At 70.5% G+C, this 19,521-nt stretch carries 18 protein-coding genes; 9 read left to right on the top strand and 9 right to left on the bottom strand.

From position 1 onward, the window contains the following. Window positions 1–188: 188 nt before the first annotated feature. From DEJ33_RS01080 to DEJ33_RS01090, 3 genes are all read right to left on the bottom strand, one after another. Window positions 189–611, bottom strand: a complete 423-nt coding sequence (locus DEJ33_RS01080) for a hypothetical protein (RefSeq protein ID WP_220034426.1) — start codon at window positions 609–611, stop codon at window positions 189–191. 53 nt (window positions 612–664) lie between these two features. Continuing rightward, window positions 665–1,063 (bottom strand): hypothetical protein, encoded by a 399-nt coding sequence (locus DEJ33_RS01085; protein WP_111194112.1) that lies wholly within the window; start codon window positions 1,061–1,063, stop codon window positions 665–667. Window positions 1,064–1,173: 110 nt separating this feature from the next. Further along, on the bottom strand, window positions 1,174–3,144 hold the full coding sequence (locus DEJ33_RS01090) for an alpha/beta hydrolase (protein ID WP_146242500.1): 1,971 nt from the start codon (window positions 3,142–3,144) through the stop codon (window positions 1,174–1,176). A 195-nt stretch (window positions 3,145–3,339) separates the two neighbouring features. On the opposite strand from DEJ33_RS01090, the gene DEJ33_RS01095 reads away from it, so the two are divergent. From DEJ33_RS01095 to DEJ33_RS01105, 3 genes are all read left to right on the top strand, one after another. Then, window positions 3,340–3,633: a hypothetical protein gene (locus DEJ33_RS01095; protein ID WP_111194114.1), complete on the top strand. Its 294-nt coding sequence runs from the start codon at window positions 3,340–3,342 to the stop codon at window positions 3,631–3,633. Window positions 3,634–3,960: 327 nt separating this feature from the next. Then, window positions 3,961–5,013 (top strand): BLUF domain-containing protein, encoded by a 1,053-nt coding sequence (locus tag DEJ33_RS01100; RefSeq protein WP_111194115.1) that lies wholly within the window; start codon window positions 3,961–3,963, stop codon window positions 5,011–5,013. A gap of 303 nt (window positions 5,014–5,316) precedes the next feature. Beyond that, the gene (locus DEJ33_RS01105; RefSeq protein ID WP_111194116.1) at window positions 5,317–7,083 is read left to right on the top strand and encodes a hypothetical protein; all 1,767 of its coding nucleotides are present in this window, start codon (window positions 5,317–5,319) and stop codon (window positions 7,081–7,083) included. 85 nt (window positions 7,084–7,168) lie between these two features. On the opposite strand, the gene DEJ33_RS01110 is transcribed toward DEJ33_RS01105, so the two are convergent. After that, on the bottom strand, window positions 7,169–8,626 hold the full coding sequence (locus DEJ33_RS01110; RefSeq protein ID WP_111194117.1) for a sugar porter family MFS transporter: 1,458 nt from the start codon (window positions 8,624–8,626) through the stop codon (window positions 7,169–7,171). Window positions 8,627–8,823: 197 nt separating this feature from the next. Continuing rightward, window positions 8,824–9,231 (bottom strand): hypothetical protein, encoded by a 408-nt coding sequence (locus DEJ33_RS17420; RefSeq protein WP_258374482.1) that lies wholly within the window; start codon window positions 9,229–9,231, stop codon window positions 8,824–8,826. Window positions 9,232–9,244: 13 nt separating this feature from the next. On the opposite strand from DEJ33_RS17420, the gene DEJ33_RS01115 reads away from it, so the two are divergent. Then, a complete protein-coding gene (locus DEJ33_RS01115) occupies window positions 9,245–10,513 on the top strand; it encodes a sodium:proton antiporter (protein ID WP_258378056.1) in 1,269 nt (422 codons plus the stop codon). 4 nt (window positions 10,514–10,517) lie between these two features. On the opposite strand, the gene DEJ33_RS01120 is transcribed toward DEJ33_RS01115, so the two are convergent. After that, entirely contained in the window at window positions 10,518–11,045 is a 528-nt protein-coding gene (locus tag DEJ33_RS01120) for a hypothetical protein (RefSeq protein ID WP_111077067.1), read from the bottom strand. A gap of 144 nt (window positions 11,046–11,189) precedes the next feature. After that, the gene (locus tag DEJ33_RS17525) at window positions 11,190–11,315 is read right to left on the bottom strand and encodes a hypothetical protein (protein WP_258366233.1); all 126 of its coding nucleotides are present in this window, start codon (window positions 11,313–11,315) and stop codon (window positions 11,190–11,192) included. Between the two features lie 319 nt (window positions 11,316–11,634). Between DEJ33_RS17525 and DEJ33_RS01125 the strand changes: the two genes are divergently transcribed. Next, on the top strand, window positions 11,635–12,192 hold the full coding sequence (locus DEJ33_RS01125) for a MarR family winged helix-turn-helix transcriptional regulator (protein ID WP_111194119.1): 558 nt from the start codon (window positions 11,635–11,637) through the stop codon (window positions 12,190–12,192). Window positions 12,193–12,356: 164 nt separating this feature from the next. Here the strand turns inward: DEJ33_RS01125 and DEJ33_RS01130 are convergent, their stop codons facing one another. Continuing rightward, on the bottom strand, window positions 12,357–13,697 hold the full coding sequence (locus tag DEJ33_RS01130) for a hypothetical protein (RefSeq protein ID WP_111194120.1): 1,341 nt from the start codon (window positions 13,695–13,697) through the stop codon (window positions 12,357–12,359). Window positions 13,698–13,850: 153 nt separating this feature from the next. Next, window positions 13,851–14,756: an ROK family protein gene (locus DEJ33_RS01135; RefSeq protein ID WP_111194121.1), complete on the bottom strand. Its 906-nt coding sequence runs from the start codon at window positions 14,754–14,756 to the stop codon at window positions 13,851–13,853. 216 nt (window positions 14,757–14,972) lie between these two features. Here DEJ33_RS01135 and DEJ33_RS01140 point away from each other — a divergent pair, with 216 nt between their 5' ends. The 4 genes from DEJ33_RS01140 (at window position 14,973) to DEJ33_RS01155 (ending at window position 19,484) form a co-directional block, all read left to right on the top strand. Continuing rightward, window positions 14,973–16,118, top strand: coding sequence for an ROK family transcriptional regulator (locus DEJ33_RS01140; protein ID WP_111194122.1), 1,146 nt, complete (start codon window positions 14,973–14,975; stop codon window positions 16,116–16,118). A 40-nt stretch (window positions 16,119–16,158) separates the two neighbouring features. Beyond that, window positions 16,159–17,487, top strand: coding sequence for a sugar ABC transporter substrate-binding protein (locus tag DEJ33_RS01145; protein WP_111194123.1), 1,329 nt, complete (start codon window positions 16,159–16,161; stop codon window positions 17,485–17,487). A gap of 90 nt (window positions 17,488–17,577) precedes the next feature. Beyond that, window positions 17,578–18,561, top strand: coding sequence for a carbohydrate ABC transporter permease (locus tag DEJ33_RS01150; protein ID WP_111078337.1), 984 nt, complete (start codon window positions 17,578–17,580; stop codon window positions 18,559–18,561). Continuing rightward, window positions 18,558–19,484, top strand: a complete 927-nt coding sequence (locus DEJ33_RS01155; protein WP_220034428.1) for a carbohydrate ABC transporter permease — start codon at window positions 18,558–18,560, stop codon at window positions 19,482–19,484. Before DEJ33_RS01150 ends, DEJ33_RS01155 begins: the two co-directional genes overlap by 4 nt. The last annotated feature ends 37 nt before the right edge of the window (window positions 19,485–19,521 follow it).

Here is a 19,521-nt window from a genome sequence, read left to right on the forward strand (position 1 = left end):
TCAGAGCGCCCAGTCGCCGCCGACTGCCTCGGTCGTCTCCTCGACGACGTCGACGACGGTGCTCCTCGCTTGATCGGGAGGCACGACGCGTCCGGGCGGGTCGTTCCCACAAGCGGTGAGTGCGAGTGACGCACCCACGAGGACCAGAGCGACGGTGGTGGTCCTCCTGCTCTGCGATCGAGGCCGGGTCACTCTTCGCGACGCAGTTCCTTGACGTCGCCGTCCGAGCACTTCGAAATGCCGGTCATGGTGTAGCCCTGTGGGTACGCGTCGAAGCCCACCGTGGTGACGGGACCGCCCCTTCCGTTCACGCCGGTCAAGGGGTCCGCGCTCCCGCTCTGGAAGCGCTCGGTCGTGATCCCCTTGCTCTTCCAGAGTTCCTCGACGGTGCTGATGTCAGCTGCCGGTGTGGGGCCGTCGGCGCCCTCCCGCTCCAGGATGTAGACGAAGTGTGCGCCCTTTCCGCCGCCGGGCTGCTCGCAGACCTCAGCTGCGGGACCGCGGTAGAGCGTCCACTCGCCGCCGACCGCGGTGGTGGACTCCTCGACGAGGTCGACGATCGACTCCTTCGCATCCGACGGATCGGTGGTGTTGCCGCTGCAGCCGCTCACGGTCAGTGCCGTCGTCACGAGGAGCGCAAGGCCGGCACACGTTCGTGTGTGCATCACTCTGGCTGCCGGAGGTCCTTCACGTTCCCAGAGGAGCACTTCGAGACGCCGGTGACGCTGTAGCGCTGCGGGTAGGCGTTGAAGCCCACCGAGGTCACGGGACCACCGACGCCACGGATGCCGGTGAGCGGGTCGGCTCCGCCGCTGGCGAAACGCTCGGTCGTGATCCCCTTGCTCTTCCAGAGCGCTTCGATGGTGGCGATGTCGGTCTCAGGAGCCGAACCGTCCGCCCCGGCCCGCTCGAGGATGTAGACGAAGCGAGCGCCTTCCTCGCCGTTGGACTGCTCGCACACCTCGGCATCGGGACCGCGGTACAGCGTCCAGTCGCCACCGACGGCGTCGGTCGACTCCTTGACGATGTCGACGATCGACTTCTCCGCGTCGGAAGGATCCACGGTGCTGCCTCCAGGGTCTGTTCGACAGCCGGTCAAGCTCAGAGCCGCTGTCAGGATGAGTGCGACGCCTGCGATCGAGTGAGCGAGGCGTCGGGTCGGATGGTTCACGGTCACAATGTCCACTGTGGGTTCTCCAAGAGGGACTGCTGGAACGCGGTCGGCCCCTTGGGCGGGTCGTCCGTCATACGCTCAGCGTGGCCGGTCGTGGCGAAGCCCAGGTTCATCAGCGACTCGGTGTTGAGGTCGAGGTACCCGTGGTCGTCGGGGGCGTGCGTGCCGTGGTCTTCGACGGCGTTGAGCGGACCGTTCTCCGTCTCGCCATCGGTACCGAAGGTGGTGGCGCCGAAGTCGGGATCGGTCGGGTCCTGACCATGCTCAGCGCTGAGGCGCCCCGTCCAGGCCCACTGATCGCCCTTCTCCAGCTCGATCAACCACACGTCCTGCGCTTGACCGCTGTAGACGTGATCGGCGTTGAGGTCGCTGGCCTCGTCGACCTCGTTCGGCAGGCCGGCCGAACCGACCGTCGAGAACGTGTCGACATGGACACCGCTCTGCGTGAGCGCGTACGCCGACGCGGTCGAGCCGTAGGAGTGCGCGACGACGTTCGTCGTCGGGGCGTCGCCGGCGCGGACGGCGTCGAGGCCGCGGATGGATGCGGCGAGGTTGTCGCCGCCGGCCTTGGCGTACTCACTCCCGAGCACGCCGAAGTCCCATTCTCCGGAGATGACGGGCTTCGGGGGTGAGTCGTAGCCCATCCAGCTGATGACGGCGCGGTTCGCGGGCCCGGTGTCCGCTTGTTGGTCGTAGAGGTGCTGCGCCGAGTCCGTCCACTCGCTCATCCCGGTCGTGTCCGAACCCATCCCGGGCACCGCCCAGGTGACGTTGTCAGCGGTGTCGAGATCGCCGATCGACACTGCGGCCAACGGCGGGTGGTCCTCCGTCAGGGAGATGAGGAAGCGTTCTCCGCCCTTGCCGCCCTTGCCGCCCTTCGCGTCGGTCAGTGACGTCCGGATGTCCTCGAGTGCGTCGAGGTCCGTCGCGGCCTTCCCCCACGCCGTCCCGTTGTCGTATGCGATGGTGTTCCGGAGGGCTGCCACTTCCTCTTCCGCCGCAGCGATGCGGGCTTTGAGCACGACTCGGTTGGCCGTGTCCCGCGCCCAGTAGTCGACGCCCTCCAGGTTCCCCAGCCGATTGAGCACCGGGATGGGCAGGGCCTTGAGGTCGTCCTCGTCGGCCTTCGAGTAGCCGAGCTTCGCCCAGAGCGCTGCGACCTCCGCCGGGGACAGGTCGGGATCGAGCATCTGCTCGAACGCCGCCGGGAGTTCGGTGGCAGCGGAGATGTCGAGCGTCGCGTTCGAGAGCGATCCGTGACCGCCCGCGCGTTCGAAGGCATCGGCGATGCGTTCCGCCCACGCGGCGTCCTCGCCGTTCTCCTCGAGCAACCGGTCGAAGCCGGTCAGGAAGGTGGCCGATTCGATCCGCGCCCATCCGCACGATCCCGTGAAGCCGTGCCACGCACTCCGCAGCGTGGTCAGCTTCTCGTCAGCGCCCCGGTCCAGCCCGCGGTAGGCACTCCCGAAGGACCGCAGGTGGTCGGGGTCGGCCGAGCTCTTCCCTCCGGACGTCCCGTCCCCGGTGCGCGTGCGCCCTCGTGCCGAGAAGGACGCCGAGATGCTCGGCGGCGCGATCGGTGTCTCCGACGGCTTGAAGTCGAAGCCCGTCCCTCCGGACACCCCGAAGACGCCGAGGGGCGATCCGGCCGCCGAGCGGTCCCGCTCGTCCTGCCGGACCTGCCACGCGGCCAGGTCGGCCTGGCGCTCGCGTTCCCGCTTCGCCGCTGCGGTCACCTCGTTCACCTGGTCGCCCAGGTCGTCGAGCACGGACGCGAGTTTCGGCCGGTCCTCGGCTTCGATCCGGGCTGACTCCTCGAACCGGGTCGCGTAGGCGCCGGAGAAGTCGTCCGTGCCCTGCTCGACGGCAGACCGACGGCCAGCGCCCTGCCCGCGGAGCTTCTCGGCAGCTGCCGTCGACGCCTTCACGAGTGCGTCCGCTGCCGCCTCGTCGTACTGGATGTCCCCCATGGTGTCCTTCCCCCTGCGGCCCTCGCGAGCCCACATCCAGGACTGTACCCATCTCGATGACCGGCGTCACGGGTCGCGGTGCACTCCTCCGGTGCAGCCGGCTGTCCGGCCGAGGACGCCGAGTCCCAGGGTGATGGAGATCAGTGTGGGGGTGCCGCCGGAGACGGCCACACCGCCTGTACCGGCGGTGCGGATGTGGAGCCGGCAGACGCGGAGAAGTCGATCGTCAGCATCGTCGACGAGACGACGAGGAGCGTCGGCGGCCACTGGACGGTGTACAGCGAACCGACCGCTGAATCGTGCGCCGAAGCAGCCGACGACGGCCTGACCTACACGTACATCCTCATGCAGGACGCGCCGCCGACTGATCCGGCGAAGGCTGTCGCCGCGGTCGAGCAGCTGTGGAAGGACAAGGGCATCACGAGTCAGCAGTACCGACGGGAGCCGCGGACCCGATCCTCGGTGTCCGCGGCCGTGGCGGCCCTGTGACGTCGATGGACTTCCTCGCACACGGCCGCCGCTTCAGCGTCGTCGGTGTCTCGGAGTGCGCCGAGGGCACCGCGGTCGAAGAGCGGAAACGACGGAGCACGTCGTCTCCGACGCCGTGACCCAACCGGACGCAGCGAGCCGGGGTGCGTCACCCGGGTGACCCGGTTCCGGACGGGAGGCGCGGACCGGCGCCGGCCCGCGCCTCCCGTCCGGCGGTCCCGCCGCCACCGCGCCCACGCGACCCGAACACGGGACTGGCGCCGCCACTGGTCGCGCACTTGACTCGTTCCAGGGCACCCCGCCCTGCCACGACCAGGGAGGCCGACCGTGCGCACACTCGTCTACACCAGCACGCAGACCCGACCGATCTCGGACTCCGAACTCGCGCAGATCCTGGCAGTGGGACGCGAGAAGAACACCCGGCTCGGCATCACCGGCATGCTCGCGCACCGCGACGCCAACTGCATCGGCATCATCGAGGGCGAGGACGACGTCGTCCACGAGCGCCTCGAGCAGATCCGCCTCGACCCGCGCCACGCCAACGTCCGGGTGCTCTGCGACGACCCGGTGCAGCAGCGCTCGTTCCCGGACTGGTCGATGGCGTTCCAGCCCCTCGACCCGCTGATGCGCGAGGTCCCGGGCTTCAGCGACCTGTTCGACACGCAGCGGCCGACGGACGGGGAGTTCGGCGCGTCCCGGGCCCGCGCGCTGCTGGAGTGGTTCCGCAAGCACCCGCTGGCTCCGCTGACGAGCCAGGACTCGGCCGACGCCGAAGTCCCGCGCACGCGGGTCCTGAACGGCGCGATCGCGGTACTGCACGACGCCGGCACGGTCGCCTTCTCCACCGAGGCGGTCGCCGAGCGGTGCGGCATGCGCGTCGCCGAGGTCGAAGGGCTCTTCCCGAACCGGCACGCCCTGCTCGCCGCGACCGTCGAGCGCTGGAGCCTGGCGGTCTCGGCGCCGCTCCTGCCGATGATCACCGAGCGCGGCACGGTCGCGTACATGCACGCGCTGCTCGCCGCGCACGTCGAGGAGCCGGGCCTGATGCGTCTGCTCGCGTCCATCCTCGGAGCCGCCACGGACCCGACCGTCGACGGTGCCGACTACTACCGGTCGGCGTACCTGCAGTTCCGGCAGACGATCCGGACGGCGCTCGCCGCGGACGTCCGCGACGGCCGGGAGCCTGCGACGATGGACCCGGAGCGCGGTGCGCAGCAGCTCCTGGCGCTCTACGACGGGCTCCGGCTGCAGGCACTGCTGACGCCGGACACGGACCCGGTCGACGCGTTCGACCGTGCGGCCGCCCGGATGCGCCGCGGCTGGTCCGAGCAGTACGAGCAGCCGACGTACTGGGACATCCCGGTCGCCCCCACCCGCTGAGCGCCGACCAGTAGGCCGACGGAACGGTCTAGCCGTGGAGTGGGGGCGGTGGAGCGCTCCCGGTTCCGCCATGATGGCTCCAGGGCGCGGACCGGGTATCTGCGCTCTGCTCTCTCACCCAGGGTGGTGAGCCGGCCGTCTGGTCGCCTTCGGGTGGTGATCAGGCGGCCGAACGCGTCCGTCCGGGGACCGGCACTTGTCCGCCGTTCGTCCGACTGCGGAGCATGTCCGATCGGGTCTAGCGTCGCGACCGTGCGGCAACGGGGCCGCACCGGTCATGAATCGAGCATCATGCAACGACGGATGAGAAGTCTCGTCGCCCTCGCCGTGAGTGCCGGCGTCGTGGGGGCGCTGGTCCCGGCGATCTCGGCCCAGGCGGTCACGACGAGCGACACCCCGGACTTCGGCAGCAGCGTCAAGGTCTACAGCCCTTCGACGTCGACCTCGACGATCCAGGCGGACGTCGACGCCGCGTTCAACTCGCAGCTGCGCAGCACCACCGCACAGTTCGGATCGCAGCGGTACGCCTTCATGTTCAAGCCCGGCAACTACGGCCGGGTGTGGGCGAACCTGGGGTTCTACACCTCGGTCGCGGGCCTCGGGAAGAACCCCGACGACGTCACGATCAACGGCGCGGTCAACGTGGACTCGGGGTGGAACGCCGGCGACGAGTCGAACGCCACGCAGAACTTCTGGCGCTCGGTCGAGAACCTGGCGATCGTGCCGGAGGGCGGCACCGACCGCTGGGCGGTGTCGCAGGCGGCCCCGATGCGCCGGGTGCACATCAAGGGCAACCTCACGATGGGCCCCTCGAACCAGGACGGCGGCCAGGGCTACTCGTCCGGCGGGTACATCGCGGACAGCAAGGTCGACGGCACCGTCACCTCGGGCTCGCAGCAGCAGTGGTACACCCGCAACTCCACGCTCGGCTCGTGGCAGGGCGGCAACTGGAACATGACGTTCTCGGGCGTGCAGGGTGCGCCGGCGAACGACTTCTCGAAGAGCTACACCACGCTCGCCACCACGCCGACGACCCGCGAGAAGCCGTACCTGTACATCGACTCGTCGAACAAGTACCACGTCTTCGTGCCGTCGCTCAAGCAGAACTCGAGCGGTGTCACCTGGCCGAACACCGGCGGCACCGACATCCCGATGCGGAACTTCTACGTCGCGCACCCGGGCGACTCGGCGGCGACCATCAACAGTGCGCTGGCGCAGGGGCTCAACCTGTTCTTCACGCCCGGCACCTACCAGCTCGACTCCGCGCTGAACGTCACGCGGGCCGACACGGTCGTCACCGGCATCGGTTTCCCGACGCTCGTCCCGACGCGGGGCAACGCCGTGCTGACCTCGTCCGACGTCGCCGGCGTGAACGTCTCGAACCTCGTCGTCGACGCCGGATCGCAGAACAGCGCGCAGCTGCTCCGCCTCGGCACCAGCGGATCGCACGTCGACCACGCAGCCGACCCGCAGAGCATCCAGGACGTGTTCTTCCGCGTCGGCTCGAGCATCCAGGGCAGGGCGACGACGACGCTGCAGGTGAACGCCGACGACACCCTCGTCGACCACATCTGGGCCTGGCGCGCCGACCACGGCGGGGCCGCCACGGGCTGGACGGTCAACACCGGCGCGACCGGTGTCGAGGTGAACGGCAACGACGTCCTGGCCACCGGCCTCTTCGTCGAGCACTACCAGAAGTACGAAGTGCAGTGGAACGGCAACAACGGCCGGACGATCTTCTTCCAGAACGAGATGCCGTACGACGTGCCGGACAACGCCTCGTGGCAGAGCCCGACCGGAGCCGGGTACGCGGCCTACAAGGTGGCGTCGACCGTCACCAAGCACGAGATCTGGGGCGGTGGCGTCTACTGCTTCTTCAACACGAACAAGTCGGTGCACGCCGACCGCGCCTTCGAGGTCCCGCAGACGGCCGGCGTGAAGGCGCACGGCCTGGTCACGGTGTCCCTCGGTGACGTCGGCACCATCTCGAGCGTCATCAACGGCGTCGGCGGCGCCGTCCCCACCCCGGCGGGCAACACCGCGCCGAACCGGGTGGCCAGCTACAACTGACCGTGGTCGCGACGCGACCACCTGACGGACGGGAGGCCCGGTGCCAGCTGGCACCGGGCCTCCCGTCCGTCTCGTGGTGCGTCGGTCAGGACCGCTTCGACGACCGCGGCAGGAACGTCCCGTCCCGGAGCGACTGCTCGATCTGCTCGAGCGAGCGCCCCTTCGTCTCCGGCACCCGCAGGAACACGAGCACCCACCCGAGCACGTTGAGGGCTGCGTAGACGAGCATCGTGCCGCCGAGCCCGATCCATCCGGTCAGCGTCAGCGCGGTCGAGGTCACGAGCAGGTCGGCGCCCCACAGCACCATCGCGTGCAGGCTCGTCGCCGCGGCACGCACCCGCAGCGGGTACATCTCGGAGCCGATCAGCCATCCGACGACCTGGATGCCGCCGGCCTGGAAGAACATGAACAGCAGGATCAGCACGATCGTCAGCACGGGGGAGGGCTTGCCGCCCTGCACGAAGAACAGCACGCCGAAGGCACCGATGCTCAGTGCGGCTCCCGGCAGCATGACGAGCGTCAGCCGTCGGCGGCCGACCCGGTCGACGATCCGCGACCCGACGAAGGTCATCAGCAGGTAGACGACCCCGACGCCGACGTTGGCCCAGAGCGAGTACACGTGCGGGAAGCCCGCGTCCGTCAGGATCGTCGGCGTGTAGTAGATCATCATCTCGAGGCCGGTCAGCTGCGTGAACGCGGCCACGATCAGGCCCGCCACGAGCGCGGGACGGACCCAGGGCTTCCGGAGCTGCGCCCACTGCCCCGAGCGCGAGTCCGGTTCGGCGTCGTCGAGTCGGCGGATCTCGTCGAGTTCGTCCTCGGCTGCCCGGTGCGTCGGCCGCAACCACCGCAGCACCTGGCGCGCCGGCCCGACGCGGTCCTGGGACACGAACCACCGCGGGCTCTCCGGCAACCGCAGCATCCCGAGCAGCAGCACGATCGCGGGGGCCGCGGCGACGCCGATCATGAACCGCCACGACACGACACCGTTGAGCATCACCCCGACGAGCGCCGCGGCCAGGATCCCGACGCCGATCGCGCAGTTGAACACCGTCACCAGGCTCCCGCGCCGCGGACCCGGCGCGATCTCGGCGATGTACGTCGGGATCGTCTGCGTCGACCCGCCCACCGCCAGGCCGAGGAACAGCCGGCTGAGCACCAGGAACACCGGGCTCGGCGACACCGCGGCGAACAGGACGCCGAGGATGAAGACCGCGGCGATGAGCAGGATCGTGCGGCGTCGGCCGATCCGTGCCGAGACCGGACCGGTCAGGAAGGCACCCAGGATCGCGCCGACGAGGATGGACGCGGTGATGAACTCCTTGACGGCGGAGCCGATCGAGAACTCCTTGCCGATCTCGATGAGGGTGCCCGAGATCACGCCGGTGTCGTACCCGTAGAGCAGCCCGCCGAGTGCGGCGATGAACGCGACGCGGGTGACGTGGTGCCGCGTGGTGCGGGCCTGCTCCGCACCGCCGTCGTCGTCCGGGATCGCCGGAGGGACACCGGCGACCTGGTCCTCGGTGCTCGTCGTGTTCGTCATCTGCGCCCTCCACCTCGCCGCCTCCGGCACGCGCCGGACCGGCGGTCACGCTAGACGGGACGCGGCGAGCGGACGAGGAGCTTGTACGGATCGCGCCGTGCCGGGCACGTCCGGGTGCAGCGCAGTGGCGGGTGGACGGACGGGAGGCTCTCCACCAGTTGATGGAGCGCCTCCCGTCCGTCGTCGTGCGCGGTCCCTCAGGGCTGCAGCGCCTCGAGGTCCTCGAGTAGGGACGGGTGCGTCGGCTCCCACCCGAGCGCCTGCCGGGTGTGCACGCTGGACGACGGCTGGTCCATGGCGAAGATCGGCCCGAACGGCCCGAACGTGTCGTCCGGCACGGACTCGACCGGCAGGCCGAGGCGACGGCCGACCACGGTCGCGATGTCGATGACCCGGTCGCCCTCGTCGGCGACGGCGTGCCAGGCGGTGCCGCCGGGTGCGGACTCGAGCGCGAGCCGGAAGAGCGCAGCGGCGTCGCGGGCGTGCACGGCGGGCCAGCGCTGCTGGCCGTCACCCGGGTACCCGGCGACCCCGGTCCTCCGCGCGGCCTGCGTGAGCAGCCCGGCGAACCCGCCCTGCCCGTCCTCGTGGACCGTGCGGGGCATCCGGACGGCGGAGGTGGCGATCCTCGACGGGGAGTCGCTGCTCAACGACGCGACGGCGCTCGTCCTGCTGCGCACCGCGACCGCCGCGGCCGCGGCAGCGTTCTCGTTCTGGGGAGCTGTCGGCGACTTCGCCTTCGCGGTGGTGCTGGCCGTGCTCATCGGCGCAGCCGTGGGGCTGCTCAACCTCGCGGTCCGGGCACGGATCACCAGCGCGCCGGTCAACACCGCGATCTCGTTCGCCGTGCCGTTCGTGGCGTCGATCCCCGCGGAGCACTTCGGCGCCTCGGGCCTCGTCGCTGCGGTCGTCGCCGGACTCGTGACCGGCATCCGCGCGCCCAGGGTGCTGCCGCCCGACCACCGGCTGTCCGACGCCCAGAACTGGAGCACGATCGAGTTCGTCCTCGAGGCCGCGGTGTTCCTCGTGATGGGCCTGCAGCTCGCCTCGATCGTGGGAGCCGTCGAGCGTGAACACACCGGGGTGTGGTCAGCGCTCCTCATCGCGCTCGGTGCCCTCGTCGTGACCCTGGCGGTCCGGGCGGCCTACGTCGTCCCCTTGCCCCGCTCGTTGCGCGCGAGTGCTCGGCGCAGTGCCGGCATGCAGGACCGGGTGGAGACCATGCGGTCCCGACTGGACGACCTGGAGACCGCCAGGGCCGCGATCCAGGAGCACCGGCGCGGGCGGCGCATCCCGACCGCGCGTGACATCGAGCGGCTGGGGAGCCGGGTGCGACAGGCGCTCGGCGACATCGCCTACTTCCGGAAGGCCCCCCTCGGGTGGCGCGACGGCACCGCGGTCGTCTGGGCGGGCATGCGAGGCGCCGTGACCGTCGCTGCCGCGCAGACCCTGCCGGAGGGCACTCCGCAGCGGGCCCTCCTGGTCTTCGTCGCGTTCGCGGTCGCGGTGCTGTCCCTGGTGCTGCAGGGCGCGACGATCGGTCCGCTCCTGCGACGGATCAGCCCGCGACGGACCGACACCGCGGAGCAGGACTCCGGCGAGCGGCAGCGTCTCCTCGAACTCCTGCGGGCGGCGTCCGAGGCAGTGCCGACCGCTGGCGAATCCGCCGTCACACGGGAGGAGCTCGCGGCCGCCGACCCGTCAGCGGTCCGGGCCTGGCTCGGCCGCGAGAAGGCACGCCGCCTGGCCGTCCTGCGGGCACAGCGGACGGCGCTGCTCGACGCACGAGACGACGGGACGTTCGACGCCGAGGTGCTGGCGTCCGTGCTCCGGAACCTGGACGCCGAACAGATCGCACTCGAACTGCGCGGCGGTCCGGGCACCTGACGGCTCAGTCGCGGACGACGACGCCCTGCCGCAGCATGTCGCGCGCCACCCGAGAGCGCGGGATCACCCACAGCGCACTCCACAGCGCGAGGCCGACCCACAGCCCGAGCAGCAGCAGTGTGATCACGGTGCCGTGCTGGTCGCGCATCGACCAGGTCATCGCGCTCCAGAACACGGCGAGCACGATCTTGCCCCATCCGGCGGTCTGCTGGTCCGCCTGGGCCTGCAGTCGCGGGACCCAGATCTCGGCGGGCACCCCGCTCGGCACGTGCCGCTCGGTCACCCAGCGCTCGACCATCACGACGTTCTCGTAGCCGCCGTCGACCCGCCACGACCGGAGCTGCAACCAGCCGGCGACCGCGGCACCGACCAGGGCTGCGGGCAGTCCGACGGACACGAGCACCTGCGGCGTCGCGGTCCGGAACGACGACAGGACGAGCATGGTGAACACGAGCGCGAAGCCCGCACCCGCCGCCGCACTGCCGAGCAGCCGGAGCCGCCCGGCTTCGTCGACCTCACCGATGCCGTGCACGCTCCGACCGTACCCGCGTGGACGGACGTGCCGCCGGTCGCCGGGGCAACGCACAGGAGGCCCGTCACCGGTCTCGTGGACCGGTGACGGGCCTCCCGTCTGTGTCGTGCTCGCGCGTCTGTGTCGTGCTCGCGCCCGGAGCGGTCAGTCTCCGGCGTTGATGAGTCCGAGCCAGCGGCCGAAGCCAGTCGGTTCGTCGTCCTGCAGTCGGAACTGCGGGTGCTGGGCCACGTCGGTGCGCTGGCCTGGGGTGCGGTCGTCGTCGATCACGGCGGACTCCTTTCGTCGAGGTGATGATCTGTACACGCGGGGCCCTGCGCGCATTCCCGCTCCGATGCGGTTCACGGGGTACGTCCAGCGGAGAGGCCGGTGTCCCGGCGAGACGCCGCGATCGGGCCGGGACGCCGCCGATCCCTGCGGCGTCTCGGCGGTCCCGGGGCGTTCCGCACAGACGGGGGCGTCTCGCCGCGGCACGACCGCCCGGGCGATCGGGGGACAAGCCCGCGGAGGCGCTGGACCCGCCACCCCGCCGTGCTGGTAGTCCTGGGGGATCGGCTGCGCCCCGTGGCCGAGGACGAGGTGGGACCCCATGGCCGACGCGAGGACCTACGACGACTCCGGGTACTGGTACCCCGACCGCTCGACGAAGACCGGCGTGGAACTCCTCAACGCGATGCGCCGCTACCGGTCCGCCGAGGTCGCCATGCGGCAGCGCACCCGCGACACCATGCAGCTCGGCCCGACCGACATGGCCGCCGTCCGCCACCTGCTCCAGGCCCGGCAGCGCGGCACCGTGGTGAAGCCGACCGGCCTGGCGGCGCACCTCGGGATCACGACCGCGTCGACCACGGCCCTGGTGAAGCGACTCGTCGCCGCCGGCCACGTCGAACGCCGCGCCGACCCGAGCGACGGTCGCGGGTTCGTGCTCGTCGCCACCGACAACGGCGACGACACCGTCCGGTCGCACCTGACCGGGGTCCACGCCCGGATGATCGCAGCGGCGGACCGGCTGTCAGCCACGACCCTCACGGAGATGAGCGCGTTCTTCGAGGAGATGACCGCCGCGATGGACGACGCAGCGACCGGCGACCTCGTGCCCGACGACGCCCGCAGCGCCGGGGCCGTGGCGCTGCCCGCACACCACTGACCCCGGCGCCGGGTGACGCTGCTCGGTCCACCCCGCGAAAGCGACACTTGTGCGCCTGCGGTCCGCGCTGATCTGTCGCTTTCGCGGACAACTGCGGCACCGCCCGCGCCGGCCCCGCCCCGGCCCGCGCCGGCCCGGCCCGGCCCCGCGCGCAGCGCGGCGGGTCAGAGCCGGAAGGGGTTCGTCCGCGTGACCGCGAGCAGGTACCACGCCGTCGCACCCGTGTGCAGGCTGGCGTAGTACAGGTCGCCGAACCCGGTGTCCAGCCCGTCCGACGACGCCGACACGATCCCCTTCCCGTCGCTGTTCGGCTGCGTCCGCTGCGCGAGCTGCACGCTGTCCAGGACAGCCGAGGCCCGGGCCCGGTCACCACGTGCGCCCCGGGCTTCCAGGGCGAGCGCCAGCTGACCGGAACCCTCGAACCAGACCTTGCTGGTGTCGGTGTCCGAGAAGGACGGGCCCGTGTACGGACCGTCGTGTGCGATGAGGGTGTCGAGTACCCACGTCACCGACGCCGAGTACCGCCGGTCGAGCGTCGCGAGGTACGCCCAGACCTGCACGTCCTCGGGGATCGGCACGCGGTTGATCGTCACACCGTCCGGGTCGGTGCCGGTCCACAGGTGCCCGTCCGTCCGGTCCTGCATGGCCCGGACGAACGACTCCGCCAGGGCCGCCCGTCGCTTCCACGCCCGGTCGCCGGTGAGCTGCGCGAGCTGGGTGAAGAACGCGGTCACGTCGATGTTGTGCTCGGTCGACTTGTACGTGATCGGCTGGTCGTCGGCATCCCGGCCACCGGTGTACCCGGCCGGCTGGCGGACGTCGTCGCGGGCGTGTTCCTCGATCCACGTGCCGAGGCGCAGGGCACCGTCCAGGAACCGCCGCTTCCGCGTCACCGCGTACAACCGGCAGAAGGTCATCCCGACCCACGACTGGTTGCCCGTGTACGCCGCGGGGGAACCGATGTCGATCGGCCGCGGTGGTGTCGCCACCGGGAACGTGTCCGGCTGGTACGACGCCCGAGTCCGGCCGTCCCCGATCGGGTCCGCCGCCTGCAGGGACAGCAGCGCGTCACCGAGGACCGTCGCCCGCTGCACGTCGTCGCGACGACCGCGACCGAGCCACGCCAGGACCATCAGGGCGTCGTCGTACGCGAACGAGGACACGAACTCCGTCGGCAGGGACGCGAAGTAGCCGCCGGAGTAGCTCCGCGGCAGCCGGAGGGCGGACCCGCTGCCGTACTCGTCCATCCGCAGGTCCAGGTAGTCGTACGCCAGGTCGCGCGAGCGGGCGCGGGACAGCGTGGGCGTGCCGGGCCGGTGGCCGGTGCTCGCGACGGCTGCCGGGCCTCCCGGGCTGGCCGAGGCGATGCCGGGTGCACCCAGCGCCACGGCGGCTGCGGCGACGGCAGCGGCACCGCCGAGGACGACGCCACGACGGCTGAGCGTGCCGGACGCGCGGAGGTCGGCGGAGACGGGCGGTTCGACGGAACGTGTCGGGTCGGTCATTGCGTGCTCACTCCCAGCCGCGGCTGACGCGGCGGACGGTGGATCCGTACAGGATGGTGCGCCGGACCGACCGTGTGGTCGGCGCCGACAGCGGCCGTGGGGGTCGATGCGACGTGACGGGAGGCCCGGCTCGGCCGGGTCCCGCCCCTCGCGTCAGGCGGCCGTCACGGCTGACTCGGGAGCCAGGAAAGCGGCGCCGAGTGCGGCGAGCGGCTGGTCGAGGGGCGCGAGGAGCACGCGTGACGACAGGCCGAGCGACGCGACGAAGGGGGAGGCGCGTGCGGCCTCGTCGAAGTCCGCACGCAGGGGCAGGAGGAGGCGCTGGCCGAGGGCGGCGAGCCCACCGCCGATGACGACCGACTCGACGTCGGCGGTGACCACGAGGATCCGGACGGCCGAGGCGACGCCGCCGACGAAGCGGTTCCGTACGGCGGTCGCCACCGGGTCGCCGTCGTCCGCACTGTCGAACACGCTCGTGGCGGTGCTGCCCGGGTGCCCGGGCCAGGCGGTGGCGAGTGCCGAGCCGGACGCGACGGTCTCCAGGCAGCCGCGCTGCCCGCACACGCACACGGGGCCGTCGGCGAGCACCGGGATGTGGCCGACCTCGCCGGCGTTCCCGCGGGCTCCGCGCCAGAGCCGGCGGTCCACGACGATGCCGGCGGCCAACCCCGTGCCGATGTTGAGGTAGGCGTGCGGGCCGTCGAGGTGCATCGCCTGCGCCGCGCCGAGTGCCGCGACGTTGACGTCGTTCTCCACCTGCACGGGCAGCCCGACGTGGTCGGCGACGAGCGGGCCGAGCGCGACCTCGGACAGCCCGAGGTTCACCGCGTGGCGGACCCAGCCGGTCTCGTGGTCGATGAGCCCGGGGATCCCGATGCCGACCGCGGTCGGTGTCGTGCCGGTCCGTGCCCGCAGCGAGTCGATCACCTGCAGCGTGTTCGCGACCACCGTCTCGGCACCGAAGCCGGTCGGCACGCGGACCCGGTCGACGGTCTCCCCGGTCGGAGCGACCGCGACGGCGTCGATCTTCGTCCCGCCGATGTCCAGACCGATCCTCATCGGGGACCGGTCGTCGGGGTGTCCGGCCTCGGCGTCGAGGACGCGGCGTCTGGGCTGCGCATGCGGGTTAGTAAACACGCCTTACGCATCCGTGGCAAGCAGTGACTTCCGCCTGTTTCCGCCAGATCACGCGCTTGTTACGGCTGCAGATCGGGTCTTGACAGGCGATTAGGAACGGTCCTTTACTAAGGCAACCGCTCGGAGGGAGGAGATCTGATGCCGAACGAGACGGACGCACAGACCGCCTTCGGCGCGCAGCTCCGACGCCCGCGCAGCAAGGCGCTCCCACAGCACAGCCGGGCCCACAACCGCTCGCTGATCCTGCAGACGCTCTTCACCGACGGGGCCATGAGCCGCGCCGACCTGTCCCGGCAGTCGGGCCTCACCCGCCCGACGGTCAGCGGACTCGTGGCGGAGCTCGAGGCCGACGCGCTCGTCACCGAGCTCGGCCCGCGGGAGGACCTGCGGGTCGGCAAACCCGCGACCCTGATCAACCTCAACGTCGACGCCTTCCACATCGTCGTCGTCGACCTGTCGCTCCCCGACCACTTCGTCGGCGCGGTCACGAACCTCCGTGGCGACGTCGTGGACAGCGCGAAGATCGAGGTGGACGGCGCCACCGGGGAACAGGCGGTCGTCCGGATCATCCGGCTGGTGGAACGCCTCACCACGATGACCACCCGCCGGTTGCTCGGCATCGCGGTCGGCTGCCCCGGGGTCATCGACGCTGCGGGCACCGTGCTGCACTCCGTGGCCCTCGGCGCCGGCCTGCCGCTGCAGGAACAGCTCACCGAGCACTTCCGGCTGCCCGTGCACGTGCTCAACGACGCCAACACCGCGGCCCTCGGCGTGCACGCGTTCGAGGTCGAGCCCGGCAACGACCTGCTCGTCGTCGCACTCGAGCACGGTGTCGGCACGGGCATGGTGCTCGGCGGCCGTCTGGTCCTGGGCGAGCGGTTCGCCGCCGGTGAGATCGGACACCTGACGATCGACGAGGACGGCGAACCCTGCCTGTGCGGTCGTCGCGGTTGCCTCGAGGTCCTCATCGGCGCCGAACACCTGACCCGCCGGATCGCTGCGTCGCCCGACGACCGCGACGAGGTCCTGCGCTCGGCCGGCAGCACCCTCGGCGGTGTCCTCGCGCCCATCATCAGCGCGGTGAACATCACCGAGATCGTCGTCACCGGCCCCGCCGACCTCGTCCAGGGTCCCTTCATCCAGGCCGTCCGCGAGACGGCCACGGCACGGACCCTCGCGAGCGTCGGCAACGACCTCTCCGTGACCGCCACCTCCACCAACAGCGACCTGATCCTCCGGGGCGGAGCAGCCTTCCTGCTCGCCGCGGAGCTCGGCGTGAGCTGACCCGACACCGACACAGCAGAACGACCACCAAGGAGAAGCAATGCGTACGAAGAAGTTCGCGGCAGCAACTGCCGTGGCCCTGACCATCGCCATGGGCCTGACGGCCTGCTCCAGCGCCGGCAACGCCGGTGGCGGAGGCGGCGGCGGGACGAAGGACGTCGCCGACGTCAAGGGCGACGGCAAGACGCTGACCGTGTGGGCCATGACCGGCGACTACTCGGACAAGACGATCGCCGCGATCAACAAGGAGTTCGAGGCGAAGACCGGCGCGAAGGTCAAGGTCCAGATCCAGCAGTGGGACGGCATCACGACGAAGATCTCCACCGCCCTGGCGACGAACACCCCGCCGGACGTCCTGGACCTCGGCAACACCCAGGTCGCGAGCTACGCCGCCAACGGGGCGCTCCTGGACCTGACGCCGTACAAGAAGGACCTCGCGCAGGGGCAGACCTGGCTCGGTGGGCTCTCGGATCCGGCGACCGTCGACGGCTCGCTGTACGGCGTCCCCGGGTTCGCCGGTGCCCGATCGGTCATCTACAACAAGCAGATGTGGGCCGACGCCGGCATCACCACGGCCCCGACCACGTACGAGGAACTCACCGCAGACCTCGACAAGGTCAAGGCGAAGAACACCGCCGATGACTTCTCCGCGTTCTACATGCCCGGTCAGTACTGGTACGCCGGCATGCAGTTCGTCTGGGACGCGGGCGGCGAGATCGCGACCGAGCAGGACGGCACCTGGAAGGCCGGCTTCGGCGACGCGAAGGCGCAGCAGGGTCTGGCGGACTTCAAGGAGTTCGCGAACGACTACTCCTCGAAGGCCTCCGCGACGCTCAACACCGACAGCCCGGACATGAACCAGGTCTTCGCCGACGAGAAGGCCTCGGCGATCCTCAGCACCAGCGGCACGCTCGGGCTCGTCGAGCAGGCGAACCCCGAGATGACGGCGGACAAGCTCGGCACCTTCCCGTTCCCGGGCAAGTCCGGCAAGACCCAGCCGGTGATGCTCGGTGGCTCCGACTGGGGTGTCGCCGCCAAGTCGAAGAACACCGACCTGGCCCTGCAGTGGGTGAAGATCGCGTCCGGCCCGGAGATGCAGAGCAAGTACGTGTACGGCGACAACGGCTGGATCCCGAACAGCACCGACGGCATCAAGGCCGCCGACTCGACGCTCAGCGACATCAACAAGGGCTTCTTCACGGCAGCGCTGAACTCGAAGGCCACGCCGGCGAACTCCCGGTGGGCCGACCTCGAGGGTGACCAGAGCATCAACAACCTGTTCTCGAGCATCGTCTCCGGCTCGAAGACCCCGGAGGAAGCCGCCGCGACCTTCGACAAGGCAGCCGACTCCACGCTCAACAAGGAGTAGGCCGCACTCCTCGACCGACGCAGGACGGTGCGGGCACCCCGGCACACGCCGCGGCACCCGCACCGTCCGCCCCTCACGGAAAGGCCAGACGTGACCGTCTCCGCCACCCGCCCGAGCCAGGAGCGCACCGACCGTCCGACCCGCTCGCGCGACGACCGGCCTGGTGGGTCACCCCGCCGTCGCGCCACCCGCTCGTTCGCCCCGCTGTGGCTCCTCACGCCGGCGGGCCTGGTGCTCGTCTTCGTGACGATCGCCCCCATCGTCTTCCTGGTCTTCACGTCGTTCACCGACTACGACCAGCGCTCGCTCTACACCGGTGCCTACGACGCGGTCGGCCTGGCGCAGTACGTGCAGATCCTCACCGACCCGGCGTTCTGGGCTTCCCTGGTGCGCACGATCCTGTTCACCGCGGCGATGGTGCTCGGCAGCATCCTCATCGGCGCCGGTGTCTCCCACCTGATGACCCGGCTCGGGGTGGTCCTCCGCTACGCCGTGACGATCGTCCTCATCTGCGCGTGGGGCATGCCGAACGTGGCGTCCTCGCTCGTGTGGAACTGGTTGTTCCAGCCGGGCTACGGCGTCGTCAACTGGGTGCTCACGCAGCTGCACGTCTTCGGCGACATGACGAACACCGACTGGGGCAACAGCGCCGGTCTGGCGTACACGTCGATCTGGATGCTCGTCGTCTGGCAGGCGGTGCCCTTCATCGCACTGACCCTGTACGCGGCCGAGACCCAGATCCCGCTCGAGGTGAAGGAGGCCGTCCGACTCGACGGCGGCTCGGAGTGGACGGTCTACCGCGTCGTCACCATCGAGTACCTCCGGCCGACGCTGCTGCTGGTGACGATGCTCTCGATCATCTGGGACTTCAACGTCTTCAACCAGATCTGGCTCGTGTCCCAGGGCGGACCGGACGGTGCCACCTCGACCCTCGGCGTCTTCACCTACATCACCGCCTTCGTCGGGCACGACATCGGCACCGGGTCCGCGGTCGCCGTGATCGCCGCGCTGATCCTCATGGTCCTCAGCGCCCTCTACATCCGGAACCTCGTCCGATCGGGAGAAGAGCTGTGACCACCGCACTGCCGACGGGCATCCCCGTCGAGGCCGACGTCCCCGCAGCCGTCCCGACCCCGAAGGGCATCGCGGCCACCAAGCGCATCCGCCGTCGACGTCGTCCGGTCAGGTGGATCAGCAGCACCATCGCCGTGGTCTTCTGCGTGGTGTGGATCTTCCCCGTCTACTGGATGGTGAACACCGCCTTCAAGCCGCGGTCGGAAGCGCTGACGAGCACCCCGCTGTTCGCCCCCGCACACCCGACGGTCGAGAACTTCGTCACCGCGTTCACCCGCGCCGACTTCCTCGTCTACCTGAAGAACTCGAGCATCGTCGTGGTCGGGGCGGTCGTCCTGTCGCTGGTGCTCGGGATCCTGGCGTCGGCGGCACTGTCCCGGTTCCGGTTCCGCGGACGCCGGACGATCCTCGTGGTGATCCTGCTGGTCCAGATGCTGCCCGGCACCGCACTGCTCATCCCGCAGTTCCTCATCTTCAACCAGACCGGACTCACCGGCAGCTACGCCGGGCTGATCCTGGCCTACGTCGCCGCGGTGCTGCCGTTCTCGATCTGGGTGATGCGCGGGTTCTTCCTGGCCATCCCGATGGAGATCGAGGAAGCTGCCCGCATCGACGGCGCGAGCACCTGGCAGGTGCTGACGAAGGTGCTGTTCCCGCTCGTGATGCCCGGCATGATCGCGACGAGCGTCTTCGCGTTCATCGCCGCGTGGAACGACTACATCGTCGCGTACACGTTCATGCAGGACCAGGCGCACTACACGCTGCCGGTCTGGCTGGCGTCCTTCACGACGCAGACCGCCGGCACCGACTTCACCGGACAGATGGCTGCCTCCGTGCTGTTCTCGCTGCCGGTCGTGGTGTTCTTCATGATCATCCAGCGCAACCTGGTCTCCGGCATGTCCGCGGGTGCGGTCAAGGGCTGAGCCTCGGGGACAGCCGGCCTGAGTAGCGTCGACGGCG

Origin of the sequence: Curtobacterium sp. MCPF17_047 (assembly GCF_003234045.1) — a bacterium.
In the GTDB taxonomy this organism is placed as follows: domain Bacteria; phylum Actinomycetota; class Actinomycetes; order Actinomycetales; family Microbacteriaceae; genus Curtobacterium.